This is a genomic window from Spirosoma fluminis, from assembly GCF_054778895.1.
Genome location: NZ_BAAGZD010000036.1, coordinates 152,521 through 178,538 on the forward strand (window position 1 = coordinate 152,521; position 26,018 = coordinate 178,538).

Sequence of the window (26,018 nt, forward strand, 5' to 3'; positions counted from 1 at the left end):
TAATGTACGAACGCACGGGCAATTCCGTTGCGATGGATGATTCACGGACGATGGGTTGGCCCTGAATCATAAGCTCTTAGTTTGCTACTTCCGATAAGAATTTGATACGCATCAAGCGCAGGTCTTGTTCGGTGAAATCATCCCCCCCAAACTCGCGCATAGCCGTGGCAATGTTATCGGTTTCAGCCTGCATGAAATAGTCAAAAATTTCGTCCTGCCGATCCGGGTCCATTACTTGGTTGATGTAGTAATCGAGGTTTAAGCGCGTACCTGAATAACAGATGTGCTCGATTTCCTCCATTAACTCCTCCATTGAAAGCGACTTTGCCTCGGCAATTTCATCCAGATCAACTTTGCGGTCGATTTGCTGAATGATAAAGATCTTAACCTTCGACTTGTTGACCGTCGATTTGATGACAACGTCTTTAGCGGTCTCAATCTCGTTGTCTTCGACGTACTTTGTAATCAGGTCAATAAAGGGCCTTCCGAACTTCTGCACCTTACCCATACCGACGCCGTTAATCTGCGCCATTTCCTCGCGGGTGGTGGGGTACGTAGTAGCCATCTCTTCCATAGACGGATCCTGGAAGATAACGTAGGGAGGCAGGTTTTTTTCCTTCGCTATTTTCTTACGAAGTGCTTTGAGCAGCCCAAGCAGTTCTTCATCGTAGGCCGCCCCCCCCGACGACGGTGCGGTATCCTTGTCGTCGTCATCCTTATCGGCTACCTGCTGGTCGTAGTCGTGATCTTTGGAAAGCGTAATCGGATACGGGTCCTCGATGTAGTTTAAACCGCGTTGTGTCAGCTTAAGAATACCGTAATTATCAACGTCTTTCTCGATGTATCCATAAATCGTGATCTGCTTGATCAACGAGCACCAAAATTCGGCGGTTTCATTGAATTCCCGACCTTTGCCATATACATCTAGCCGGTCGTGTTCGTAACTCGTTACGTATTGATTGGACGTAGCGGTTAATACGTCGGCCAGGTGGCTGGCGTCGAAACGCTGATCAGTTTGCAACACGGTCTGTAAGGCCAGGACAACCTCATGCTGCACTTTATACTTCTCGCCCGGCTTGAGACAGTTGTCACAGAATCCGCAATCTTTTTCGAGAAACTCACCAAAGTAGCCCAGCAACTGTCGACGACGACAAACGCCCAGATTGGCGTATGACACCATTTCGGACAGCAGGTGCTTGGCATTATCCCGCTCGGTAACCGGCTTGTCCTTATTGAATTTTTCGAGTTTAACAATGTCATCGTAACTGTAGAACATGACACAGTTGCCCTCCAGACCGTCGCGGCCAGACCGGCCCGTTTCCTGATAATACCCTTCGAGCGATTTTGGCGCGTCATAATGGATCACAAATCGGACGTCGGGCTTATCGATGCCCATTCCGAAGGCTATGGTAGCGCAGATTACATCCACATCTTCATTCAGGAACGCATCCTGATTAGCCATCCGTGTTTGCGGATCGAGTCCGGCATGATACGGTAACGCTTTTACATCGTTAACATTTAAAAGTTCAGCAATCTCTTCAACCGTTTTGCGGCTAAGGCAATATACAATGCCCGACTTCCCTTTATTCTGCTTAACATACTTGATCAGCTGCTTTTTAGCGTCGACTTTCGGCTTGATTTCGTAGTACAGATTCTTGCGGTTGAACGACGTCTTATACAGGTCAGCTTCTTCCATCTGCAAGTTTTTCTGAATATCCTGCTGGACTTTAGGCGTAGCCGTGGCGGTTAACGCAATGACGGGGAGATTACCAATGTTGTCGACGATACCACGAATTTTCCGGTATTCCGGCCGGAAATCATGGCCCCATTCCGATATACAGTGAGCTTCATCGATTGCGACAAAGGAAATGTTGGCTTTCTTTAAAAAGTCCAAATTTTCCTCTTTCGTTAAAGATTCAGGGGCAATATAAAGTAGCTTTAGCGAACCGTCGAGTGTATCTTTCTTAACCTTGTTCATCTCCGCTTTTGACAGCGTCGAATTCAGGAACTGGGCGTTTATGCCGAAGGCGTTCAGCTGATCAACCTGATTTTTCATTAAGGCAATCAGCGGTGAAATCACAATAGCAGTGCCCTCACTGACGATAGCGGGCAGTTGGTAGCACAACGACTTGCCTGCTCCGGTAGGCATAATAACAAATGTATTACGTCCCGCCAGGATACTGTGAATAATGGCTTCCTGATCGCCCCGGAACTGACTGAACCCAAAAATTTCTTTTAGCCGCTCTTTGAGGGTCGTATAGACCGTCTGATCAACCTGCATCATTCTACAAATCGTACAAAAGTTACTTTACTCTATTTGCTTGCCGTATCTTTGCTTAATAAAGTTAGCGAATATACGCACCAAAGTGTTCTTCATCGCCAAATCCGCCCTTGAAAGTCCAAAAAAATACCAGAACTATCGCTCGCTCCGTGCTGCAGGCTGAAGCCGATGCCATCCGCGATGCAATCGATCTTCTCGACGAGCAATTTGACCAGGCTGTTGAAACGGTGTTAGCCTCCAGCGGTCGGCTTGTGGTAACGGGTGTGGGAAAAAGCGCTCTGATTGGCCAAAAAATCGTGGCTACCCTAAACTCGACCGGTACTCCTGCTTTATTCATGCATGCAGCGGATGCTATTCACGGCGACTTAGGAATGATCCAGGCCGACGACGTAGCATTAATAATCTCCAAGAGCGGGAACACGGCTGAAATAAAAGTCATACTCCCTTTATTAAAACGAACGGGCGTACAGTTGATCGCTCTGGTCTCCGATCGGGATTCCTATCTGGCCCGGCACGCCAACTACGTTTTGCACGCGTATGCGAGCTGCGAAGCCGACCCCATGAACCTGGCTCCTACAACCAGTACCACAGTTGCCCTTGCATTAGGTGATGCGCTGGCGGTAAGTTTATTGGAAGCCCGCGGATTTACCCGGCAGGATTTTGCCCGTTATCATCCGGGCGGTTCGCTCGGCAAAAAACTGTACTTAAAAGTTGCTGATATTTTCCCACATAATCATTGCCCAATCGTTCTGCCAGAGACTGCTATCAAAGACGTCATCTTTACCATTTCGGCCAATCGGCTGGGCGCTACGGCCGTTGTCAATGAAACCGGCAAACTAGTTGGTATTGTCACAGACGGCGATATCCGCCGTATGGCCTATGAGCATACAGCGTTCTGGGAGCTATCGGCTACCGAAGTGATGACAACTGACCCGGTGTGCGTGCCTCCCGACGAGTATGCGGTGTCGGCCTTACAACTTATGCAGGAACGTAATATATCGCAGGTTATCGTTACTGAGAATGACCAGGTAAGGGGATTTGTGCACCTGCATGACCTTTTGAAAGAAGGCTTAGTGTAAGCTAGTTTACGATCCTTTATAACAAAGCGATCAATTTCTGGACTCAGATCACCTGTAACCTATATAATCAGGTATACTTGGTCATTTTATCGCCATACGTGGGTAACGACACAAATTCGTGTTTAAGTAAATTGGGGAAACGCTCAACAACATCCACACCCCACATTCCACAATCTGGGGGGGAAATTCCACAGTTAGATAGTGGCCTACACATTGGGCAGGACTTGGCATGGATTTTTTCAAAATTTTAAATCGCTGATTTTATGCTAGTTACGCAGGATGAGCCTGTAAAAGTTTAGGCGAGCAAAAAGGTGGTTGTTTTTTTGTTTAATAGCTGTGTAGATTTGATTCAACAAGAAAAACTTAAACAACCATGACCGCGCTCGAATTCACTCATCATATTGGAAAAGTATCCAAATCGCTGCGCCCCTTCGCACTGCGGCTGACTAAAGATGTAGAAGATGCCAATGACTTATTACAGGACACGCTGCTGAAAGCGTTTACCAATCGTGATAAGTATACGGATGGCACGAACCTGAAGGCATGGTTATATACGATCATGAAAAACACGTTCATTACTAACTATCAACGTATGGTTCGTAAGAATACCTTCATCGATACAACCGACAATCTGCATTACATAAACTCTATGGAAAGCAGTACCGATAACCTGGCTTATTCTTCATTTGCGCAGGATGACATCAACCGCGCTGTTAACAGCCTTGACGATACGTATCGGACGCCGTTCATGATGCACTTCAGAGGATTCAAGTACCATGAGATCGCTGCTAAACTCGATATCCCGATTGGTACAGTAAAAAACCGGATTCACATTGCTCGTAAAGAGCTGAAAGATCAGTTGAAGGTGTATGCACATTTCAACGCATAAGCGAGAACACACAGACATATCATCGTCTTATAGATATATTGATTGAGTAGTTTTTGGTTAAAAAAGAGGAAGGTTCGAAAAAGTTGGATGGTTTCCGTCCAACTTTTTTATTTATGTAGCTAATCAAGTGCGGGCCGAAGCGCTATTTTTGGAAAATGGACTAACCAATTCGCTGATCAAAGGGTTACCTTCTCAACTAATATACCCACCTATCAATGCCCCAACGTGTTTTGGTGATCGGGGCCGGATTTGCCGGGCTGGCCGCAGCAACCAGCCTTGCCGATAAAGGCTACGACGTAACGATTCTCGAAAAAAACAGTATGCCCGGCGGCCGGGCGCGCGTTTTCGAAGCCGAAGGGTTTACGTTCGATATGGGGCCTAGCTGGTACTGGATGCCCGACGTATTTGAAACCTATTTTGCCCGATTCGGCAAGAAACCTTCTGATTACTACAACCTGGTTCGTCTCGACCCTTCTTATAACGTCATCTTTGGCCCCGACGAAACGATCAGTTTACCGGCTGGCCTGGACAATCTCGAAACGTTATTCGAACAACTCGAACCGGGCAGTGGTCCTAAGTTGCGCGAGTTTCTAAAGCAGGCGTCGTACAAATACGAGGTTGGCATGAATAAGTTTGTCTGGAAACCCAGTCGCTCGGTTACCGAGTTTCTAAGCCTTAAACTGCTGTACGACGTAACGCGCCTGGATATTTTCCAGTCATTCGCATCCCACGTCCGCAAATTTTTTAAAAATCCGCGCCTGCTCGAGATCGTAGAATTTCCGGTATTGTTTCTGGGCGCCACACCTGAAAACACACCAGCTATGTATAGCCTTATGAACTACGCCGAAATGGCGATGGGAACCTGGTACCCCATGGGTGGTATGCACGAGATAGTTAAGGCGATGGTCAGTCTGGCAGAGGAGAAAGGGGTTAAAATTCTGCTGAATCAGTCTGTACAAAAAATTGACATATTTAAAAGTAAGGCCCAACGCGTAGTAACGACGGAGGGAATTTTTGAGACCGACGTTGTGGTAGCTGGTGCTGATTACAACCACGTTGAAACCAGCTTGCTCGACAATGGGCATCGGAATTACGATGATACGTACTGGCAGAAGCGTGTCATGGCACCCTCTTCGTTGCTCTTTTATCTGGGAATCAATAAACGGATTCCCCGTTTGCAGCACCACAATTTGTTCTTCGACGAAGATTTCAAGGTCCACGCCAAAGAGATATACGATACTCCTCAGTGGCCTTCTAAACCACTTTTTTATGTCTCTGCTCCGTCAAAAACCGATTCAAGTGTTGCACCAGCCGGCTGCGAAAACCTTTTTCTGTTAATTCCAGTCGCTCCGGATTTAACCGACACAGAAGAAATTCGCAAACGCTATTTTGACCTGATTATGGATCGACTCGAAGCGTACGTTGGCGAAGACATTCGTAACTACATCGTTTACAAGAAGAGTTATGCTCATAATAACTTCAAAAGCGACTATAATGCTTTTCAGGGCAACGCCTATGGTCTTGCAAACACCCTTAAGCAAACTGCAATTTTAAAGCCATCTCTTAAGAACAAAAGGGTGAACAACCTGTTCTACACGGGTCAACTGACGGTACCAGGCCCCGGCGTCCCCCCCTCGCTGATTTCGGGATTAGTCGTTGCCGACGAGGTTGCTAGAGAATTTATTTAACTTACAAACCCTAACCCTCCTTTGTATCCAGCTATGATGGCGTTGTTCAACAAAACGGCACTGGAATGCAGTAAGCTGATTACTGAGCAGTACAGTACGTCCTTTACCTTAGGCATAAAGACCCTCGATCGAAAGTTTCATATGCCTATCTACGCCATCTACGGATTTGTTCGCTACGCCGATGAAATAGTTGACACCTTCCACGATCACGATAAAAAAACCCTTCTTGAACGCTTTCGGCGTGACACTTTTCTCGCCATTGAGGAAGGAATCAGTCTGAATCCAATACTTCAATCGTTTCAACTAGTCGTCCGCGAGTACAGAATAGAACACGAATTGATCGAGGCTTTTCTAAAAAGCATGGAAATGGACCTCTATTACCAGGATTACAGCCTTGATGGGTATAACGAATACATCTATGGCTCAGCCGAAGTGGTTGGACTGATGTGCCTGCGCGTGTTCTGCGAGGGAAACTGTGATGAATTTGATCGCCTGCGCGCTCCAGCCCGTAAACTCGGCGCGGCCTTCCAGAAGGTTAATTTTCTGCGCGACCTTAAAAGTGACTTCGTTGACCGGGGCCGCACTTATTTTCCCGACGTAGACTTCAGTGAGTTTGGGCGGGACGCCAAGCAACGCATTGAACAGGATATTCAGCGGGACTTCGATGAGGCTTACATTGGCATCATGAATTTGCCGCGTGGGGCACGCATGGGTGTTTATCTGGCGTATACGTACTATCAGACTCTGTTCAACAAAATCAAGCAACTATCGGCATCAACCATACAGAATGAGCGGATTCGGGTACCCAACCCGCAGAAGATTGCCTTGCTCGCTCAGACCTATCTGAAATATCGGCTGAATGTGATTTAAACTACCCCTTCGCGCCTTTTCGCTATCTTTGCTAGAAACCAGATAATATTCTGTAAATGGTAGCCGAAGCGACCCTTTCGCCGGAAGTGTTTGCCCGTTACGAAGCCGTTGTTGGGCTGGAGGTGCACTGCCAATTGCTGACACAAAGTAAAATTTTTGCTGCTGACGCCAATACGTTTGGAGCGGAGCCGAATACCAACATCAGCGTTATTACGTTGGGACACCCAGGCACTTTGCCTAAGCTAAATCGGAAGGCGGTAGAGTACGCCATTCGGATGGGGCTGGCTTGCGGGAGCACAATTACCCGTCATAATATCTTCGCGCGTAAAAATTACTTTTATCCTGACCTGCCAAAAGGTTACCAGCTATCGCAAGATAAAGGACCCATTTGTGTAGGCGGTGGCATACTGGTTCACGTAAAAGATCCTGAAACGGGTCAGCCTTACCAGACAACCATTCAAATCCATCATATTCATCTGGAAGAAGACGCCGGAAAATCGATCCATGACGGCAGCGACTGGGCCACTCAGCTCGATTATAACCGGGCCGGTACTCCGCTCATCGAAATGGTAACTGACCCCTGCATCCGCACGGCCGAAGAGGCTGGTCAGTACCTCACCGAGGTTCGCCGGTTGGTACGTTACCTGGATATATGCGACGGCAACATGGAGGAAGGCTCGCTACGTTGTGACGTAAATGTTTCCATTCGCCCTAAAGGGTCGACTAATTTAGGCACGAAGGTTGAGGTAAAGAATCTGAATTCTATTCGGAACGTAATGCGGGCTGTGGACAGCGAGTTTCGGAGACAAGTAGAAACGAAGGAGACCGGCGGACTCATTATTCAGGAAACCCGAACCTTCGACGCAGCCACGGGCCGTAGTTTTGCCATGCGCGAAAAGGAGACAATGAACGATTACCGCTATTTTCCGGACCCTGACCTGACGCCGGTGATCGTTTCGGACGGCTGGCTGGCTGATATTCAGGCTCAAATGCCGATGCTACCGGCTGCGCTGTTCGAAAAGCTTACGACGCAGTATGGTCTGCCCGAGTATGATGCGGCTCTGTTGACCGATGCGAAAGAGCTTGCCGACTATTACGAAGCGGTTTGCGTGTATACAACGAATTACAAAGCGGCCTCCAACTGGATTATGGGTCCGGTGAAGGGGCATTTAAATGAAAAGTTAATACGTGATCGGCAGTTTCCGGTTACGGCTAAACAATTGGCGGAACTGATCGGACTAATTGATACCAACGTAATCAGTCAGACGGCGGCCCAGCAGGTTTTTGGCTTGATGGTCGATCAGCCTGAGGCTTCACCTGCTGACCTGGCCAACGCTCATGGTTTGGTACAGAATCGCAATACTGACGCGCTCCAAACGTTGGTAGAAGAGGTGCTGTCGGCCTGGCCCGATAAGGTTGACCAATACCACAAAGGCAAGAAAAATCTATTAGGATTGTTCGTCGGAGAAGTGATGAAAAAATCAAAAGGCTCGGCTGATCCTAAGTTGGTGAATGAGTTATTAGCGAAGACACTACAGGCAAAATGAAGAAATTAATTTCTGGCCTAACCAGCTTACTGGCCCTCAGTTCATTGGCCAACGCCCAAACAGCAAAGCAGTTTACCGTTACAGGTAAAATTAAGAATGCAACCCCAGGCAGCTACGTGTATCTGGAAGCAAACACTCAGCCTACGCGTAAACTCGATTCCGTTAAAGTAGCCGCCGGTAATACGTTCACGATGACCAGCAACGTTGCGAATGGTGGTGAAGTGCTGGTGTTGAATGTAGGTGGTGGACAGAAACTGGCTCTGTTGGTTGAAGGCGGAGAGACGCTGACCGTTAACGCGGATGGCTACCGGATGGATGCCAAAACCGGACAGATGGGAAAAGCAACCGTAACGGGTTCGAAGAACATGGAGTATTATGATAAACTCATGGCGCTCCGGACCGATATGGAAACGCGGGTAGCGAACTGGAACAAACAGGTTGCCGCGGCCACAGAAAAGAAAGACACCAAACGGGTTACGCAGATCGAGCAGGAATACCAGGTTGCCGAGCAGGAAGTCATTAACAAAGTAAAGGCAATGCTGCCCGATATGGGCACATCACTGGTCTCATTGTTTGCGCTGAACTTTATCGATATCAACAACGACTTTGCTACGTATGATGCATTGGCACAACGCTTTGAAAAGGAAAACCCGACGAGCCCACACGCGAAATCGCTGATCGGACGGGTAGCCCGCATCAAAGGTGTAATGGTCGGGGCTCAGGCTCCGGAGATAGCATTGACTGATACAACTGGTACACCGGTCCCACTCTCATCGCTCCGGGGCAAATACGTACTACTCGACTTTTGGGCATCCTGGTGCGGTCCCTGCCGAATGGAGAACCCGAACGTAGTACGGATGTACAACAAGTTCAAAGACAAAGGTTTTACGATCTATAGCGTCTCTCTGGACAAAGGCAAAGCGGAGTGGCTACGCGCCATTAGGACCGACAATCTGCCCTGGACGCACGTATCTGATCTAAAGTATTGGCAATCAGAGGCCGCCCAGCAGTATGGTGTTCAGGCTATTCCCGCCACGTTCCTGCTTGACAAAGAAGGCAAGATTATTGCCAAGAACTTACGTGGCCAGGCTTTAGAGCAAAAACTGGAAGAAGTGCTGAAAGGTGGTCAATGAGTTAAGTATTAGTCGTTAGTTTTGTGGGGTCAGGTTTATAGCCTGACCTTTTCATTTGTACTACGTTTCACTTCATCGGCGACGAGCAATCTGTTCATGTATTAATTTTTAGTTTATTGATCTGTTTGAAACCATGAAAATTGCAATCGTAGGCTGCGGAAATATGGGGATGGCTTTCGCTAAGTCGTTTTTACAATATGACCTGGTGAAGAAGGACGATCTGCTGCTGATCGAAAAGAGTCGGGATCGGTCCGAAGCCCTGAAACACGAAAAGGCCGGCGTTGTCGTGGATACGATCGGGCCCCGGGTTGGCGAAACAGATTTGATTATTCTGTCGGTGAAGCCGCAGGATTTTAACGGCGTTCACGAAGCGTTACGTGAGGTAGTGCAGCCTGATCAGATTATCCTGTCGATTATGGCAGGGATTCCCATCGCGCAAATCCAGGAGAAGCTAAGCCATCCGCTCGTCGTACGCGCCATGCCCAATACACCAGCGATGCTGGGTATGGGAATTACCGGGTTTACTGCCGCTAAAGAGGTGGATTTAACCAACCTACGCCGTGTAGAAAACCTGATCAACGCTACAGGACGCTCGATATTTCTCGACGACGAAGCTATGCTCGACGCGGTTACGGCTTTAAGTGGCAGTGGTCCGGCTTACTTTTACTACGTTGTCAAAGCCATGATTGATGCGGGTAAACAAATGGGCTTCAATGATGCCGTGTCGGCATTACTGGTAAAGCAAACGATGCTTGGCGCTTATCACCTGATCAATACTGCCGACAAATCGCTGGATGAACTCATCAAAGCCGTAGCTTCTAAAGGCGGCACCACCGAAGCAGCCTTACGGGCGTTTGAAAACGGTGCCTTATCAGATACCTTAATCGCGGGCATCAAAGCAGCGCAGGTACGAGCCACGGAGCTATCCAAAGCCTGACCTCAGACCTTAAGAGCGCAAAACGCTCAAGAGCCAGACGTACTAATTAGTTTACTCCGCTAGTTAGTATGTCTGGCTCTGTTTCGTATGCTACAATCCTGTGTATGTAAATGGCGTAATGGCCGTTAGTTCGGCTTTGACGGCGTCCGATACGTTCAGGTCACTGATAAATTGCCTGATCGTATCGGCGGTGATCTTTTGGTTCGTTCGGGTGAGCGCTTTTAATGCCTCGTACGGCTGTGGATAGCCTTCCCGCCGAAGTACGGTCTGAATACCTTCGGCAACAACGGCCCAGTTCTCTTCCAGATCTGCGTTCAGAGCCGCCTGGTTTAACTCAAGCTTATCTAAGCCTTTTAGAAGCGATTTTAACGCAATAACTGAATGGGCAAACGGCACACCAATGCTACGTAACACGGTAGAATCGGTTAAATCGCGCTGAAGCCGGGAGATCGGCAGCTTGCTGGAAAGATGCTCGAAGATGGCGTTGGCAATACCCAGATTCCCTTCTGAATTCTCAAAATCAATTGGATTGACTTTATGGGGCATGGCCGATGAGCCGACCTCGCCTTCTTTCAGCTTTTGCTTAAAATAATTCATGGACACGTAGGTCCAGACGTCACGATCGAGATCAATCAGAATCGTATTCAACCGCTTAAATGCATCAAGCGTAGCCGCCAGCATATCGTAGTGCTCAATCTGGGTAGTAAACTGGCTTCGAACCATGCCCAAACTTTCCACGAACGAATCGCCGAACTGTTTCCAGTCTTTATCCGGATAGGCAACGGCATGTGCATTGAAATTGCCGGTGGCACCACCGAACTTTGCCGCCGTTGGAATGTCCGATAACAGGTGAAGCTGCTTTTCAATACGTTCAACAAATACGTTCAGTTCTTTCCCCAGGCGCGTTGGCGAGGCTGGTTGCCCGTGCGTACGAGCCAGCATAGCGACATCTTTCCACTGTTCAGCCAGTTGCTGCAGCCGCATGAATACCTGCCGATACAGCGGTAAAATTTCGGTATCAAGCGCTTCGTCCAGCAATAACGGAATAGCCGTGTTGTTAACATCCTGCGAGGTCAGGCCGAAGTGCACGAACTCAAGAAATGGCTCGACGGATGAACCTTTGAGCTTTTCTTTAATGAAATACTCGACTGCTTTTACGTCGTGATTCGTCGTTTTCTCGATTTCCTTGATTCGTAATGCATCGGCTTCCGAGAAGTTTTCGAACAAGGATCGCAGCGCCGGAAACTGCGAAGCGTCGACGCCTGTCAGTTGAGGAAGTTGCCATTCGCAGAGCGCAATAAAATACTCGATTTCAATCCGAATGCGGTAGCGAATCAACCCATATTCAGAAAAGTAAGGGGCTAGTGCCTCAACTTGTTTACGGTACCGACCATCGACGGGCGATATCGCCGTAAGTGCAGATAAATTCATACGTGCTTGTAAAATGCAAATGTACGGTAAAGGGAATTAGTTGTGGTTAGGCCGATTTAGTTTGTACCATTACATTTGGCTTTTGATTAAACGAGAATGCGCAGCAGACACTTTAGTTGTTACGTACTCGGGTTATGAATGACCCCTTAAGCATCTATGAATACTCTAGTTCTCCAGTCACCCGGCCAGTTAACGCTCACCACCACAACTCCGCCCCCACAACCCAAACCCGGTGAAGCGCTCGTTCGGGTACATTGTATCGGTGTATGTGGTACCGACCTGCACGCCTATCGGGGTAAGCAGCCCTTTTTCAATTACCCTCGAATCCTGGGGCACGAACTGGGAGTTGAGGTTGTAGCTTTAGGTGAACCCTCTGAGCGAGTACACGTTGGTGACCGCTGTGCGCTGGAGCCGTATTTAAACTGCGGTCAGTGTGCGGCCTGTCGTCGGGGAAAGTCGAATTGCTGCGAGAACCTGCGGGTGCTGGGCGTTCATATTGACGGCGGAATGCGGGAATTATTAGTTGTACCTGTTGAGAAACTGCATCCCTCCTCTCAATTAACATTCGACCAACTGGCATTGATTGAAACGCTGGCCATTGGCGCTCATGCCGTTGAACGAGCCAATCCTAAAGCCGCCGACATGGTTTTAGTCATTGGTGCCGGTCCAATTGGCCTTGCCGTACTGGAGAGCGTCCGACCGATTGGCTGCTCAATCGTAGTCGCCGACCGAGAGCCAAAGCGCCTTTCGTTTGTCCGACAGCATTTTCCGGATGTAGCTACTGTTTCAGCCGTGGAACCGTTTTCGGACCAGCTCCGTCAGGCGTTTGCGGGTGACCTGCCGACTATCGTGTTCGATGCGACGGGGAATCCAGCCTCCATGATGCAGGCATTCGAGTACGTTGGGCTAGGCGGTTCGTTGGTTTACGTCGGCTTATTTCAGGGAGACGTTACGTTCGCGGACCCTATGTTTCATCGTAAGGAGGTTACCCTGCTGGCTAGCCGCAATGCACTTCCCAGTACGTTCGCTCACCTCATTCGGCGCGTTGAGCAGGGCGACTTGGACACAACGCCGTGGGTTACGCACCGGTCTGCCCTGCTGGATGTACCTCTTCAGTTTGCGGATTGGCTCGACCCGGCCAATGGCGTTGTTAAGGCAATTATTGAGGTTTAAAACGGATTTAAATACAACCCAAAGCCTATCCAGGATGTCTGCTGACTTTCGAATTGACTGTAGGGCCGGAAGCCCGAATAGCCCTCAAGCAAAAAGGTAAGGTTATTCTGCGTACGGCCAAGCTCAAAGCCGATTCCACCGTGAATCCCCGGTTTAAAGTCGGTTTGCTGCCAGAACTTTACGTCTACTCCGCCGACTAAACGCGCGGCTTTTTCGGATGGCTTTTTGTAGAACGCGCCAAATTGGGCGCTCAACGGCTTACGCTCTTCCGATTTGCGTAGCACAAGGCCAAGACCACCGTATAACCGCCAGTTTGTAACCATTCGGCTGTACGTAACATCGAGCAGTTCATAGTTGACAGCATTGGGCGAAGGAGCCGTGATCTGGTTTCGATAAATGTAGTCGTCTCCCAAATGCGATGAGAGGTGATAGACCCTGAACCGCCACGTAGCAGCTTCCCGCCGAACGTTGTAAATGATACTGATTTTGTAATCATTGTTCATGATCTGCCGACGGGCCTTGTTCAGCTTGTCGTCGTGAAACGCTTCAAATTGCGTAAACGAAGCTAAATCCAGTACCCATTCCTCCGAATGACCCGGTTCCGTGGTCCGTCGGTAGAAAGGCTTGGCAAACCCAAACGCAAACGGTACAATACTCCCGGGGTACTTTTTACCCTCCGTATAATAGAACGGCAGTACGCTTCCGTACGTCTGTGCTTCGAGCGGGTCGAGCAGAATCGGCTCGAATAAGTGCCCTTTTGGCAAAAATTCCTTCTTCGGCCGAATCAGAGTCGGCTCGGTTGACGCTGAACCTGCCGATACAGAATCTACCCGTTCAGCGTCCGTTTTTTTAACCCGTTTTGGCCGCTCGGGTTTGGTAGCTTTAGGGGCTACGCTAACCGGCTCTGGAGCTGGAGTCGTTACCTCCGGTGTGGTTGGCACAACCGGCGCAGGTTCAGCAACGGTCTCTTTCTTCGCTTTTTCACGTCGCTGCTTTCGCGTTGGTTCGGCTGCTGGCGGAGTCGAGGGCTCACTTGGCTGATTCGCGGGAGCTAGTACTGGTGCGTTAACGGACGGAGTAGCCGCTGGCGTTGACTTTACCGCTTCCCGTTCTTGCTGTCCGCGCTCTTTTTCAGCCTTCCTGGCCTGCCGCTGCCGTTCTTTTTCGGCCTGCTTTGCTTCGTACTCACGTTGCTTCTGCGCCCATTCGGCCCGAATCTGCCGCTCCCGCTGGATTTCCCGATCTAGTTTTTCTTTTTGCCGCTGTTCAGCAGGCGTAAGTGTACGAGCAGCCGGAGCCGTAGTTTTCGGAGCAGTCGCTGGCGTTTGCTGAGCCGAAGCTACTGTTGCCGCCAAACAACTCAGCAAAAGAACCAACAGCGTTTTCTTCATAAGACAAGGGCAGGTTAAGGGCGAAGCGTTTAGGAGTGCTCCTATTTACTATTGTTTAAGGGCTGCGTAGTGTTTATAAAAATAAGGTATGGTCTCAATTCCCTTATAAAAGTTGAATAAACCATAGCTTTCATTCGGCGAATGCAGGGCATCGGTATCTAAACCGAATCCCATCAGGATCGACTTAAGACCGAGCTCTTTTTCAAATAACGCCATAATTGGAATACTTCCGCCCCCGCGGGTCGGAATTGGCTTCTTGCCCCAGGCTTCTTCAAACGCCTTGCTGGCTGCTTCAAACTCGATGGAATCAACAGGCGTTACGTAGGGCATTCCGCCGTGGTGCGGTGTTACCGTAACGGTTACGCCCGCCGGGGCTATATTCGTAAAGTGCTGTGTAAACAGTTCCGTGATTTCATCGGGCGTCTGATCAGGCACCAGGCGCATACTGATCTTTGCTGAAGCTTTCGAGGGCAATACGGTTTTAGCGCCTTCGCCGGTGTACCCACCCCAAATACCGTTTACGTCCAGCGTCGGCCGAATCGACGTCCGCTCGTTGGTCGAGTAGCTCGCTTCGCCTTTTACGTCGTTGATTCCTAATTCGCGTTTATACTCCTCTAAATCAAACGGAGCCTTAGCCAGTTCAGCCCGTTCGCCTTTGCTTAGCTCTACTACGTTATCGTAAAAGCCGGGAATGGTGATCTTACCCGTTTCGTCGTGCAGCGAGGCAATCATTTCGCACAAAGCGTTGATTGGATTCGCTACGCCACCACCGTAGACGCCAGAGTGCAGATCGCGGTTAGGACCGGTTACTTCTACTTCAACGTAAGACAAACCACGCAGCCCGGTTTCCAGCGATGGGGTTTCATTGGAGATAATACTCGTATCCGAAACCAGAATAACGTCGGCTTTAAGCATATCCCGATGCTCAGCCACAAACGTACCCAGGTGATCGGAGCCAACTTCCTCTTCGCCTTCAATCATAACTTTTACGTTACAGGGCAGGCCATCTGTTGCTACCATGGCCTCGATGGCTTTGATGTGCATATAAAACTGGCCTTTATCGTCACAAGCGCCCCTGGCATAGATCCGCTCATCCCGAATCGTCGGTTCAAAAGGCGGGGAATTCCAAAGTTCATAGGGATCGGCGGGCTGTACGTCGTAGTGCCCGTAGACAAGTACGGTCGGCTTGGCCGGGTCAACTATCTTTTCGGCGTATACTACCGGATGGCCGGGCGTTTCAAACAGTTGAGCTTTGTCTAAACCGGCCGCGGCTAATTTGTCTTTAACAAACTCGGCGGCCCGACGTACATCGCCCTTAAATTTAGAATCTGCAGAAACGGATGGAATCCGCAGAAGATCGAGCAGTTCGTCCAGAAACCGCTGCTTATTGCTTTCGAGATAGGTGTTCATGAAGAGAGATGTTTTATGCGAATGGATGGCCCGTTCGGCGGGTGCTCCCGCACTAATAAATTCGCCCCGAAGTTACGCAGTTTAACGTAACGACGGGGCGTCGAGCTCGTATTCAAAACCAGGTTTCTTATTCTTCGCGCTTCTTACGTAGTCGGATCAGTACCGTGCGATTTTCCTGACCGCGAAGCAGACGACCAATATTTTTCTGGTGGGTAAGCACAACCATCAAAAAGATAACGAAGCCGAAAACAATCAGTAATGGGCTTTCTTTCTGACCAAACACCTGCAACAGCAGCAACACAGGAAAGGCTAAAGCGGCCATGATCGATCCCAGTGATACGTACTGCGACGCAATAACAACCAGCAGAAAAATGCCGATACAAAGCGCGGCCATCTCCGGGTGAATTGCCAGAATCATGCCCAGCAGCGAAGCAACCCCTTTGCCGCCTTTGAACTTGGCAAAAACGGGATATAAATGCCCAATTACGGCTACCAGGCCAAAAATGATCTTGAACGTTAAAATCTCATTGATCGTGATCACATCGGCATACCACAGCAGCGACGACAAAATAGCGGCCGTATAGCCTTTCAGCACATCAACCAGCATCACAACTGTGCCGGCTCGTTTGCCTAACACCCGAAATGTGTTGGTAGCTCCGGCGTTGCCACTGCCGTAATTACGAATATCTATACCAAAAAAACCTTGACCATACCAAACTGCCGTAGGGATAGAGCCCAGCAAGTAAGCCGCTATCAGAGTAATGCTAATCAGAAGGATATTCATCAATAGAGATTAACTAATCGGTTTTGGATAAAGAAGGATACCAGCTAGTATTTACCCGGTATGTGAAGCCAATGTGAACTCAAAGTTAGCTTTTTGTCCTGAATAAGCCAATTTTCATATTCTATCAAACAAATTGACTAATAAATAAATTTCAAAATGGTCCTATTTTCCTCCAACAACGACTTCCTGTAAACGATCCGGCGCAAGGTATTGCGTAGCGGTTTCCAGTACGTCATCCGCCGTGACCGCCCGTAATTTCTGTATGTACGTAGCGAGGAAATTAGCTGGCAATCCATCGAATAGAATCACCTTATAACGATCTGCAATTTCGAATGGCGTATTCAGTGAACCCACAAATTCGCCCGCCATGTAGTTTTTAACCGTTTGCAGTTCATCGTCCGATACCAGTTCGGTTTGGAGTAGGCGGATTTCTTTGTAAATCTCGTCGAGCGTTTGCTGCGTGTTCTCTTTGTTAACATCGGTTCCAATCAGAAAGTAGCCATCCCGCCGGAACGAGGGAATGTTTGACGAAATGCCGTAGGTAAATCCTTTCTCTTCCCGAATGTTCTTCATTAATCGGGAGCCGAAATAGCCACCCAGCACCTCATTTGTCACGAGCATTCTGAAGAAGTCAGGGTGAGCGCGGGTGAACAGTCTCCGCCCCAGACGAATAGACGATTGTATACTGTTGGCTTTCTCAGCCAATACCGGTGTGTGGTCACTTACGATATCAACCGATTCGGAAACCGGCAACTGGTCAGTACGTAGTGCGAGCTTTCCCAGTTCACCGTTGATGAGGGCGATTTCAGTCTCGCCAGCCTCACCCGCCAGGATCAGTTGGAAAGGCCGGTTACGGATGACCGATTCGTAGAAGTGGACAACATCAGCACGAGTCAGCTGCTCAATGGCTTCGGGCCGCTGACTTCGGCCGTAGGGGTGTTTGCTTCCGAACAATTTTTCGCGAAACAGAACACCGGCCAGATAGGCATTTTTTTCGTAGTTGACCCGCAGGTTCTGAAGGGTGATGTTTCGTAGATCGTCTAATTCTTTTTGGGGAAAGGTCGGTTCGGTCAGAAGTTCGCCTAAAACCGGTAACACCTCCGGAAGAAACTTGGTCAGGCAGTACACGACCAGGCTAGCCCGATCAGGCCCGCTGCTCAACTCCAGAAACGCCCCGTACCGATCGAAATATTCGCTGATCTGCGCCGAAGTGCGCTTATTCGTACCTTCAGCCAGCATCTTGATAGCGAAGAAAGCGCTGTTGGGTTTCTGTTCATGCCATGTTCCGGCTTCGAACACGCACTCAAGCCGTAGCACGGGCTGCTGCGCAACTGCAATCAGATGCAGTGGAATACCATTGGTTAACTGATGCGTCTGAACCGCCGGAAGCCGTACTTCCTGAATTGCCTGAAATGTTGGAGACTGGGTTCTATCGAGTGTCATTGAAAACAGGGACGTGTATGTAACAAACTAGCGGTTGGAAGGCCAAAAAACCTTAACAGGCCCTTTAACCTCCCAACCGCTAGTTTGTCGGGTCAATATCTAGTTAGAATCGTCGTTACTCAGCGCTTCTTCATCACCGAAGACCTGACTGCCTTTGTTGAAATTGATCAGTAAGGAAATACGGAAGGTATTTGCCAGCGGGTTGCCTTGTTTTATCGGCACCAGGTACGAAAAGTCAACGCCAAAGCGCTGTTGCAAGCGCAAACCAAGCCCCGTAGTAACGTATTTACGACCACCCTTGTCGTTCGCTTCGTTGAAGTAGCCAACGCGGGCAGCGAACTGGTCGTTATACCAGTACTCAATACCGGTGGAAACCGTAAATTCTTTCAACTCTTCGCTAAAACCACCGGGTGCATCAGCAAATGAGCCAAAAACGGCGTTGAAATAATCTTTATTAGCATTCACGTTCGTTGGCTTTCCGTTTACCATCTGAATGTCCGGCGTCGGCACCATCAGCTTGTTCACATCTACCACGAAGTTGATTTTGTTATACTGGTCCGTAAAGAAGGTCAAATTCGTTCCTAAACGCAGGTTTGTTGGAATGTAATACCGCTCAAGGCCGCCGTAATTGATTCGTCCACCCAGATTGGAGAGCATCCCACCAAAAGCAAGACCAAAGCCCTTACCCGTTGCGTTGTCACGCGTTTCGTTGCGGTAATAAGCACTGATATCAGCGGCCGCTGTTGCTCCCGGTTTCAACGCAGGGTTCGGGCTACCAGCCGCCAGGTTAGAGTTCAGGTATTTTAAATCAACACCGAGTGAGAAATTCTGCGATAGGCGCTGCACAAACGAAGCCGTGATGGCATACTCACGGGAGTTAAACGTACCGGCAGCGACCCCCGTTGCCGTTGTGAAGTCGACCGTTCCCAGATCAAAGTAGAGCAGAGAACCACCAATAACCGAGTTTTTACCAACCTTCGAATAGCCGCTCAGATACGTATAGTACATATCCCCGATCAGATCCCGCAGCCAGGGCGTGTACGAGATTGCCGCTCCTTTGTCCTGCTTGGCAAAGACAAGTTTCGATGGGTTCCAGAATATAGCGTTTGCATCGGCATCACCCAGCGCTACCCCAGCCTCACCTAAGGCTCCGGAACGAGCGTCGGGGGTGAAGTTTAAAAAGGGAACAGACGAAGTGGGAACCCGTAACACCTGCCCATTAAGAGCCGTAAGTGAATTTTGAGCGGAAACGACGAGGGGAAGAAAACTAATTACGCCGAGAAGAACACGGAAAAAATTGCGCTTCATACAAAGAGTGTTGGTGACGACAGCAACAAGTTGAGGTGGAAAGAGCGGTCGTGTGTGGTCAAAATTACGATGAATCGTTGGATTAGAAAAAATAGGTTAATTAAACCTGATAAATCATTTCGTTAAGACGATCCGTCCGCTCCCGTTTGCCACAGACCCATCAATGGTGGAGCGTACCAGAATTGTCATAATGTATAATCCGTTTGGTAGCGGTTGCCCAGCATCCGAAACGCCTTCCCAGGTTCCGACGTTTAGCGTTGACGGGCAATCTGAGCACTGCCCGACCCGCTGACTATACCGCCTGCCGCTGAGATCATAGATGTTCACAGTCCAGTCGAGAGGCTCTCCGGAACGATTCAGCTCAGCGGTCAGGGTAGCCTCGGCCTGTATTGGATTCGGGCTACTTTTCAGCGTCCGTACCGTCAGGGCAGGTCGTTCAGAAACTCTTATGGTCAACGCCCCTTCGGTTGAATTATTGTTAATGTCCCAGGCTTTGACCCGAATCTGGTAGGTTCCCGGTGCTACGTCCCGGAACGTATAAACGACATTTCCCTGACGCCCATCCACTCCGTCAGCTACGTACATTTCATTCAGGACTATAGATTGCTGGTCATTTAATTGGACCGTCAGTTCATGGCCCAGTCCCGAGCGGGCAATATTTATGCCTTTGTTATCACTCAATCTCACTTGCAGGGTTACGTCCGGCCCCGAAACGCGCACAGTCTCGTTTTCCCGAACTCCGTCTTTTACGGAAAGCGCGAGGACAGGAGGCTGGTTGTCAATACTATCAGCAAAAACACTGCCACCAATTAGCAGGCTATCGTAGCTACCCGCGGCTTCCAGTAAACTATCGGCCCTTACAGCATACGTATAGAGTTTGCCACGACCAACCGAGTAGTCAATATCTTTGGGAACCGTGAACCGGATGGAAAAATGGCCCTGCTGTACAGACGCCTGGCCAATGAAAATTGGACTGGTATAAGACTGGTAGTTCATTTTGGGGCTACTCGTTTCAGAACCTAACGTAGTCTGTACCGCTGCTTTGTCGTATAGAACAAGCCGGATGGTGCCCGTAAAATCAGCCAGGCGTTGCTGCTCCTGTTGAATCTCACCGCGGAGTTCAACCGTTTGTAAAGCACGTAACGTATCGGTACGGTCGGCTGAAACCGCGCGGCCATTTACGTGAGTTAACCTTGCCTCGGCCTGTGGATACGCTAACCGCATGGATGGATCACCCAGCAGCGCAAAGTTGCGGTTCACTGGCCCACTTAAACTGTTGTTTTTGGTGATTCGCATTACATCACCCAGCCTCGGCATTTGGCCGTTGATGGGGGTGAATACCGCCTTGTAAAATGCTTCGTTCAACAGCAAATTCGTGTTGGCGTACACAGGGCGCGTGGTAGTCAGTAAGCCAATTGCTCCGCCCGTTCGGCTTAACAGTGCCAACTCCGCTCCTGAACTTACGGTTGGGTCGTCATATCGTCCAAACTGGCACGTAGCCGTTACAAATAGGGGTAGCCGCCGGTTTTTCCAGGATAGAATGTCCTGCAACGTAACAACCTGCTCATCGGCCAGATCCAGAATACCTCCATGACCACTGTAATTAATAATCAGCCGTCCCTCAGCGAAGGCCCGATTGATGGTTTGGTTGACAAGCGGTGCTTTCTGACCGTTAGAGGTATTTTCCTGAACATAACTATCTATAAATATGCGCTCCGGCCTGTAGGCAGGCGATTGAGTCTCAATGGCGGTGGCGAGTTGATCCGCGTCGCGTTGGTGAATGTTATAATCGCCATCATCGGCCACGAGCATAACCCGCGTCTGCCAGTCGCCCGACAGGCTCCGGTCAGAACTGTACCGAATCAATTTGTCAACTACCGTACGAGCCTCGTCAACGGATTTAACCGGCAAACGCCCGACGCCAATATCCATCCGTTGGTCACCCGTTGCCGTTTCTATCCACTCGCCTTCGGCCTCGTCCATAAAACCAAAGTAATCATCCGATGAGTAGCTTAACACCGGATGAAGCGACTCCCGACTTTCGTATACCGGAACCATATTCGCCTGTTGGGCTGCGGTGATCAACTTTGCTATGTTTCGGTAATCGAACGTAGCATCGCCGAACAGTAATAGATATTTGAGCTTTCCCGCTTGCTGTTGATAAAAGTAGCGGGCCGCATCACGAATGGCCGTTGGATCAGGCTGACCTGAGCTAAACTCATTATAAATCTGCTGCGTCGTAGCCACCAACACGGAGAGTTTGTCTGACTCGCGTCGAAAGGCGGCCAGTCGCTCCGCCTGATCCTGCCAGGCAGCAGGCGTTATGATTAACAAATCGGGAACTGACTGACCGCGCACATTCTGATTAGTTATCGGCACGGCGGATGCCGGATTCAACACCTGCGTATCAGTAAACAAAAAATAATCGCCGGATTTGCCCGATGCCCAACCCATTTCCTGACTGGCCAAGCGCACATACGCCTGGTTTACGGGTGTCAGCGGATTTGTTACGTCCCAGATACGCAGATCTGCGGTTGACTGCTGAATCGCATATTGGCCGGGGATTAACCTTCGTACCCAGGTCGGCTGGTTATACTGGCGAAGTTCGCGCCGTGCCTGAATACCCAGAAAATTCAGGTACCCCTGCGCCGAGAACTGCCCATTTTTTTGAAATGACAACTGTAGTCGGACAGGGCTCGTTATTACCGTCGGCACGATAGAAAACGTATCCTGGCGAGCAAGGCCCTGGTAATCGTATTCGTAACCTGATACCGACGACATGGCCATTATGCCGACCACCTGGTCGTTCAGCCGTAGCCGAAACTGCGTCGGCACCGTTGCGCCTGCTACTACCGATGCAGTCAGTCGAACCGGAGAGCCAGCCCGCAGCCCCGGCATGTCAAGGGGAATGGTCAGTGTTGTATCCGTTGTCAGATATTCGCCTAACCACTCCCGGCCCGAACGCATACTGGGCAACTTTAGCTGATCCTGCTCGTGAAACTGGTAGTCGTCAAACGACGTAACGGTCGGCGTACTTGCTAAGGCACCAGTCGCCCGATCGGCAATGCGTAGTCCAGGCGACGTACCGATTGTTAAAAAGTAATACGTAGTATCCGAATAGGGGTTGATCTGATGCGTAAACCGCCGGTTGAGCGAATCGTAGCGAATGGTATGTGGACTTTGTCCGAAAAAAAGCAACGCATCCCCCGAATCAAAGCGACCATCAGCTTCACCACTTACCTGAATCGCATTTTCGGTAAGATCAACAGGACGCTGTATTGCATTCAATTGTGGCAAAACCGCTCCTCCGTTACCATACAAACGCAATCGACGCGGATCAGCCGTGGCAAACGCTGGGTGCAGACGGGTAAGCTGCGCCCAATTGAGTCGGTAAACGCCCGAAGTCGTAACACCGATTTTAACCCAGATGCCTTCTTTCAGCACAGATTGTGCGTTGAGTGGACTATGAATCAGAAATGCGTTACTGATCAGAATTAATAACCAGTGAAGTGATAGTTTACGCCCGCTCGCTACAATCCATTGCTGCTGGTGTACTCTCGGTTTATTGTTGTTCCACCCAGGCATGAGCTAAAATTGCGTATGACTTACCCGACGATACTTCTTTACAAACGACACGAGTCCGGCGTAACGTACCGCGCACATACGTCTTTTTATCAAATTTGAAGGAATTACCTTCGGGTACATCTCGTAACAACACACGGGTGGTTTCATCAGGCTGCGGGACATGTGGATCGGCTCTTCTCAACGCCATCATCAGTGCCGGATTCGCGTAGGTTGTCGCTGCGGGATCAGCCATGTAGTTCACCAGCGGCAGGAGAATGTTAGCAGGAAATACGGCCGTGGTCAGCAGGGGCTGCATCAGCCGTTGAAATGCGGTTTTCCAGGCTCGCCCGTGCGGCTGTATCCGTCGCTGGCTCCGCCGATTGACGTCCGCATGGGCGACTTCATGGACATACGTAATGAGAAACGCGTATGGATTCAAATCGGCGTTAACGGTGATTTGCGTCAAGCCACCAGGTAAAGCGCGGAAATCACCCAGCCGGGTCCGACGCGGCTTTACTACCCGAAAATTGAATAAATAGTGTTGCCAGAGCTGCCGACAGTATGCTGCCGAGGCCTCAGGAACATGTTGCGCAAAAATGTCAACCAAGGTTATAAAACAAAAAAGCCTTATAAAAATAAGGCTTTTTTGTAATTCTATAGTGAAGCTGAGCTTACTTGGCGCTGTCGGTAGCCATAGTAGCGGCTGTATCGGTCGACATCATAGCGGCCGAATCTGTTGCCATCATGGTGGTGTCTGTCATCATGGTAGCCGTCGAATCCGTGCCTGCTTCTTCTGTTTTAGGCTTGGTCTGGCAAGCTGCGAACGTCAGCATACTGCCAACGAACAATAAAGCGAATACTTTTTTCATTACCCTACAGTGGTGTTTTAGGTTTGCTCTGCAAATATACCCTTTTCCGGAAAAATGCAAAAAAGAACGCCTAAGGTATTGGCTAACGTATTGTGTCTCTCTGAAAATTACTAAACAGGATTATTCAGTTCTAGAGCTGTTCTTCGCTTTGTTTAGAGGAGCGAGATCGAATCTTGTCGTATACGCCGGTGCTGCGGAACGTCAGTAATTTATGCCCGAAGTAGTTAGCCATGAAGCTGGCTCCCATGCCGACTACGTGAGACCCTTTTTCACGCCACAGCTGCTTAACTGATGGGAATATAGGATTGGCAACCCACTCCAGTGTGTATTTGGCTACGTAGACCTGGACAAGTAAAGCCACTAAGGCGATACCCAAAAACTTAACGGCCTCACGACCCGTGTTTCCTGTTTTTCCAGCCGAAAACGCGTACCGCTTCGTTGGAATAAATGTTAAAACAGTAGCGGTTAGGTAGCCGCAGAAAACACTCGTATCAAAGTCAAGGTCGATGGATTGGCGATAGAAGATTTGACTAACAAAGTTGATTGAAGCCCCCAACAACGCTGTTAAGAAGAACGAGAAGAAGTCCTTAAATTCTTTCTGTTTCGGTTGTTGAATACTGCTCACGTCCACTCTCTCACTCAAATAATATTGTTGACTACTTGCTTTGTTGGCAACTATTAAAAAACAAAAGTACAAAGCCGCATTTAAATACGCCGTATTGCGTGACCTTAACTGATAAAACGGGCAACCGGACAGTCCTTAAAAAAGCCCTTGTAACAGTCCAGGCGCGATACCAAGCCCTAACGTCAGAATAGTTGCGGCTACTAATACGTACCGATAAAAGGGGGCCACCTGAATAGGCTCAGTAGCGCCATCGCGGAAATACATAGCGATAATGACCCGGAAATAATAATAAATCCCCACGGCTGACATCAATACAGCAATCACCAGCAACCAAATTTGCCCCCGCTCAACTGCGGTTGAGAACATGTAAAACTTACCCCAGAAGCCAGCGGTTAATGGAATGCCTGCCAGCGACAGCATAGAAACGGCCATGGCAAAACTCAGCAGTGGATTCTGGCGCGCCAGTCCATTAAAGGCATCAAAGCTCTCGGCGGTTGTACCGCTGCTCGATAAGGTTTGTGTGTTACGTTGCTGAGCAACGAGCAATAGAACTCCAAAGGCGGAGATCGTAGCCACCGAATAAGCCAGCGAATAAAAAACGATTGCCTGTTTGGTTTGGGTACCTAACGCAGCCAGACCGATTAACAGATAACCCGCATGAGAAATGCTGGAGTACGCCATCATGCGCTTAAAGCTATTCTGATAAACGGCGGTAATGTTACCCGCTACGAGCGTAATGGCAGTGATAATTGCCAGGATTGTCCACCAGAATGTGTATACTCCTCCAAACGATATTGACAACAGGCGGAAAAGAGCTGCGAAGCCAGCCGTTTTGACAACAGTGGACATGAAAGCGGTAAAGATCGTCGGTGCACCATCGTACACATCCGGCGTCCAGAAGTGAAAAGGCGCTGCGGATACTTTAAAGAGTAAACCGATCAGAAGCAGCAACAAGCCTACGTACAGCAATAACGATAATCCCGCCTGTGGATTAACGGCGTATGAAGCAATCCCGGCGAGCGTAAACGAACCGGTTATTCCGTACAACAGGGCCATACCAAAGAGCATAATACCCGTTGTAAACGAACCCATCAGGAAGTACTTCAGGGCTGCTTCGTTCGAACGCAGGTTACGCTTGTCGCTCCCTGTTAATACGTACATGGCAACGGACAGAATCTCAACACCGACGAACAGCATGATCAGGTTCTCGTACCCCACCATCATGACCGCACCAACCAGCGAGAACATCATAAGACCGTAATACTCGGCAGGCTGCGCAGCATCGTCCTCAATAAACGTATTCGATAAGGCAACAACCATAAACGCAGATCCCAGGATGATAGCGGTGAATACCATTGCCAGGTTATCGGTCCGCAGCATACCATTGAAATATAGGTACGTCTTGTTCCAATCCAGGAAATTAACGGCTAACGTAATTAAGAGGAATAGTAATGTTGCAGGCAGCAGTACAGCCTTTGACCTCATGAAGCCAAGGAACAGCAATACAATACCGAAAACCGATAACAGAACGATGGGAAGCATGCTTTGTTTGTTTGTCTGTTTGGTTGTTTAATCCGCCCGGTTGGTTGTTGATGA

Annotated in this window: 20 protein-coding genes; 8 read left to right on the plus strand and 12 right to left on the minus strand. The window is 49.2% G+C overall.

All coding sequences use genetic code 11. The features are described from left to right. Nucleotides 1-76: 76 nt before the first annotated feature. A complete protein-coding gene (gene recQ, locus ACYVBJ_RS21500) occupies nucleotides 77-2,284 on the minus strand; it encodes a DNA helicase RecQ (protein WP_460984359.1) in 2,208 nt (735 codons plus the stop codon). 107 nt (nucleotides 2,285-2,391) lie between these two features. On the opposite strand from recQ, the gene ACYVBJ_RS21505 reads away from it, so the two are divergent. The 7 genes from ACYVBJ_RS21505 to proC all read left to right on the plus strand — a co-directional run bounded on the left by ACYVBJ_RS21505 (nucleotide 2,392) and on the right by proC (nucleotide 10,424). Continuing rightward, nucleotides 2,392-3,360: a KpsF/GutQ family sugar-phosphate isomerase gene (locus ACYVBJ_RS21505; protein ID WP_460984360.1), complete on the plus strand. Its 969-nt coding sequence runs from the start codon at nucleotides 2,392-2,394 to the stop codon at nucleotides 3,358-3,360. A gap of 373 nt (nucleotides 3,361-3,733) precedes the next feature. Next, nucleotides 3,734-4,249, plus strand: coding sequence for an RNA polymerase sigma factor (locus tag ACYVBJ_RS21510; RefSeq protein ID WP_077919373.1), 516 nt, complete (start codon nucleotides 3,734-3,736; stop codon nucleotides 4,247-4,249). Between the two features lie 215 nt (nucleotides 4,250-4,464). Then, complete coding sequence (locus tag ACYVBJ_RS21515) at nucleotides 4,465-5,937, plus strand: phytoene desaturase family protein (RefSeq protein ID WP_460984361.1); 1,473 nt, start codon at nucleotides 4,465-4,467, stop codon at nucleotides 5,935-5,937. A 33-nt stretch (nucleotides 5,938-5,970) separates the two neighbouring features. Next, nucleotides 5,971-6,807, plus strand: a complete 837-nt coding sequence (locus ACYVBJ_RS21520; protein ID WP_460984362.1) for a phytoene/squalene synthase family protein — start codon at nucleotides 5,971-5,973, stop codon at nucleotides 6,805-6,807. A gap of 56 nt (nucleotides 6,808-6,863) precedes the next feature. After that, nucleotides 6,864-8,354, plus strand: coding sequence for an Asp-tRNA(Asn)/Glu-tRNA(Gln) amidotransferase subunit GatB (gene gatB / locus ACYVBJ_RS21525; protein ID WP_460984363.1), 1,491 nt, complete (start codon nucleotides 6,864-6,866; stop codon nucleotides 8,352-8,354). Then, the gene (locus tag ACYVBJ_RS21530; RefSeq protein ID WP_460984364.1) at nucleotides 8,351-9,487 is read left to right on the plus strand and encodes a redoxin domain-containing protein; all 1,137 of its coding nucleotides are present in this window, start codon (nucleotides 8,351-8,353) and stop codon (nucleotides 9,485-9,487) included. The genes gatB and ACYVBJ_RS21530 overlap by 4 nt, the downstream gene beginning before the upstream one ends. A 133-nt stretch (nucleotides 9,488-9,620) precedes the next feature. Next, nucleotides 9,621-10,424 carry a pyrroline-5-carboxylate reductase gene (gene proC, locus ACYVBJ_RS21535; RefSeq protein ID WP_460984365.1) on the plus strand — a complete coding sequence of 268 codons (804 nt, stop codon included), beginning with the start codon at nucleotides 9,621-9,623 and terminating at the stop codon, nucleotides 10,422-10,424. A 90-nt stretch (nucleotides 10,425-10,514) separates the two neighbouring features. Here the strand turns inward: proC and purB are convergent, their stop codons facing one another. Further along, on the minus strand, nucleotides 10,515-11,855 hold the full coding sequence (gene purB, locus ACYVBJ_RS21540) for an adenylosuccinate lyase (protein ID WP_460984366.1): 1,341 nt from the start codon (nucleotides 11,853-11,855) through the stop codon (nucleotides 10,515-10,517). A 156-nt stretch (nucleotides 11,856-12,011) separates the two neighbouring features. Here purB and ACYVBJ_RS21545 point away from each other — a divergent pair, with 156 nt between their 5' ends. Further along, nucleotides 12,012-13,028 carry a zinc-binding alcohol dehydrogenase family protein gene (locus tag ACYVBJ_RS21545; RefSeq protein WP_460984367.1) on the plus strand — a complete coding sequence of 339 codons (1,017 nt, stop codon included), beginning with the start codon at nucleotides 12,012-12,014 and terminating at the stop codon, nucleotides 13,026-13,028. On the opposite strand, the gene ACYVBJ_RS21550 is transcribed toward ACYVBJ_RS21545, so the two are convergent. From ACYVBJ_RS21550 to ACYVBJ_RS21595, 10 genes are all read right to left on the minus strand, one after another. Beyond that, nucleotides 13,025-14,419: a DUF1207 domain-containing protein gene (locus tag ACYVBJ_RS21550; protein ID WP_460984368.1), complete on the minus strand. Its 1,395-nt coding sequence runs from the start codon at nucleotides 14,417-14,419 to the stop codon at nucleotides 13,025-13,027. The genes ACYVBJ_RS21545 and ACYVBJ_RS21550 overlap by 4 nt on opposite strands. Nucleotides 14,420-14,467: 48 nt before the next feature. Continuing rightward, entirely contained in the window at nucleotides 14,468-15,829 is a 1,362-nt protein-coding gene (locus ACYVBJ_RS21555; RefSeq protein ID WP_460984369.1) for a dipeptidase, read from the minus strand. Between the two features lie 127 nt (nucleotides 15,830-15,956). Further along, nucleotides 15,957-16,613 (minus strand): glycerol-3-phosphate 1-O-acyltransferase PlsY, encoded by a 657-nt coding sequence (gene plsY, locus ACYVBJ_RS21560; protein ID WP_460984370.1) that lies wholly within the window; start codon nucleotides 16,611-16,613, stop codon nucleotides 15,957-15,959. Nucleotides 16,614-16,775: 162 nt separating this feature from the next. Next, entirely contained in the window at nucleotides 16,776-18,056 is a 1,281-nt protein-coding gene (locus tag ACYVBJ_RS21565; RefSeq protein ID WP_460984371.1) for a M16 family metallopeptidase, read from the minus strand. Nucleotides 18,057-18,155: 99 nt separating this feature from the next. Then, nucleotides 18,156-19,364, minus strand: a complete 1,209-nt coding sequence (porV, locus tag ACYVBJ_RS21570; RefSeq protein ID WP_460984372.1) for a type IX secretion system outer membrane channel protein PorV — start codon at nucleotides 19,362-19,364, stop codon at nucleotides 18,156-18,158. A gap of 114 nt (nucleotides 19,365-19,478) precedes the next feature. Then, entirely contained in the window at nucleotides 19,479-22,949 is a 3,471-nt protein-coding gene (porU, locus tag ACYVBJ_RS21575; RefSeq protein ID WP_460984373.1) for a type IX secretion system sortase PorU, read from the minus strand. Next, nucleotides 22,927-23,535 (minus strand): sprT domain-containing protein, encoded by a 609-nt coding sequence (locus tag ACYVBJ_RS21580; RefSeq protein ID WP_460984374.1) that lies wholly within the window; start codon nucleotides 23,533-23,535, stop codon nucleotides 22,927-22,929. Before ACYVBJ_RS21580 ends, porU begins: the two co-directional genes overlap by 23 nt. A gap of 64 nt (nucleotides 23,536-23,599) precedes the next feature. Further along, nucleotides 23,600-23,797 (minus strand): hypothetical protein, encoded by a 198-nt coding sequence (locus ACYVBJ_RS21585; protein WP_460984375.1) that lies wholly within the window; start codon nucleotides 23,795-23,797, stop codon nucleotides 23,600-23,602. Nucleotides 23,798-23,927: 130 nt separating this feature from the next. Further along, on the minus strand, nucleotides 23,928-24,440 hold the full coding sequence (locus ACYVBJ_RS21590) for a GtrA family protein (RefSeq protein ID WP_460984376.1): 513 nt from the start codon (nucleotides 24,438-24,440) through the stop codon (nucleotides 23,928-23,930). A gap of 117 nt (nucleotides 24,441-24,557) precedes the next feature. After that, on the minus strand, nucleotides 24,558-25,964 hold the full coding sequence (locus ACYVBJ_RS21595) for an NADH-quinone oxidoreductase subunit N (protein WP_460984377.1): 1,407 nt from the start codon (nucleotides 25,962-25,964) through the stop codon (nucleotides 24,558-24,560). Nucleotides 25,965-26,018: the final 54 nt, after the last annotated feature.

Coding starts and splice junctions, on each gene's coding strand:
- recQ (WP_460984359.1), bottom strand. CDS start 2,284: ATGATGCAGGTTGATCAGACGGTCTATACGACCCTCAAAGAGCGGCTA.
- ACYVBJ_RS21510 (WP_077919373.1), top strand. CDS start 3,734: ATGACCGCGCTCGAATTCACTCATCATATTGGAAAAGTATCCAAATCG.
- ACYVBJ_RS21515 (WP_460984361.1), top strand. CDS start 4,465: ATGCCCCAACGTGTTTTGGTGATCGGGGCCGGATTTGCCGGGCTGGCC.
- ACYVBJ_RS21520 (WP_460984362.1), top strand. CDS start 5,971: ATGATGGCGTTGTTCAACAAAACGGCACTGGAATGCAGTAAGCTGATT.
- gatB (WP_460984363.1), top strand. CDS start 6,864: ATGGTAGCCGAAGCGACCCTTTCGCCGGAAGTGTTTGCCCGTTACGAA.
- ACYVBJ_RS21530 (WP_460984364.1), top strand. CDS start 8,351: ATGAAGAAATTAATTTCTGGCCTAACCAGCTTACTGGCCCTCAGTTCA.
- proC (WP_460984365.1), top strand. CDS start 9,621: ATGAAAATTGCAATCGTAGGCTGCGGAAATATGGGGATGGCTTTCGCT.
- purB (WP_460984366.1), bottom strand. CDS start 11,855: ATGAATTTATCTGCACTTACGGCGATATCGCCCGTCGATGGTCGGTAC.
- ACYVBJ_RS21545 (WP_460984367.1), top strand. CDS start 12,012: ATGAATACTCTAGTTCTCCAGTCACCCGGCCAGTTAACGCTCACCACC.
- ACYVBJ_RS21550 (WP_460984368.1), bottom strand. CDS start 14,419: ATGAAGAAAACGCTGTTGGTTCTTTTGCTGAGTTGTTTGGCGGCAACA.
- ACYVBJ_RS21555 (WP_460984369.1), bottom strand. CDS start 15,829: ATGAACACCTATCTCGAAAGCAATAAGCAGCGGTTTCTGGACGAACTG.
- plsY (WP_460984370.1), bottom strand. CDS start 16,613: ATGAATATCCTTCTGATTAGCATTACTCTGATAGCGGCTTACTTGCTG.
- ACYVBJ_RS21565 (WP_460984371.1), bottom strand. CDS start 18,056: ATGACACTCGATAGAACCCAGTCTCCAACATTTCAGGCAATTCAGGAA.
- porV (WP_460984372.1), bottom strand. CDS start 19,364: ATGAAGCGCAATTTTTTCCGTGTTCTTCTCGGCGTAATTAGTTTTCTT.
- porU (WP_460984373.1), bottom strand. CDS start 22,949: ATGCCTGGGTGGAACAACAATAAACCGAGAGTACACCAGCAGCAATGG.
- ACYVBJ_RS21585 (WP_460984375.1), bottom strand. CDS start 23,797: ATGAAAAAAGTATTCGCTTTATTGTTCGTTGGCAGTATGCTGACGTTC.
- ACYVBJ_RS21595 (WP_460984377.1), bottom strand. CDS start 25,964: ATGCTTCCCATCGTTCTGTTATCGGTTTTCGGTATTGTATTGCTGTTC.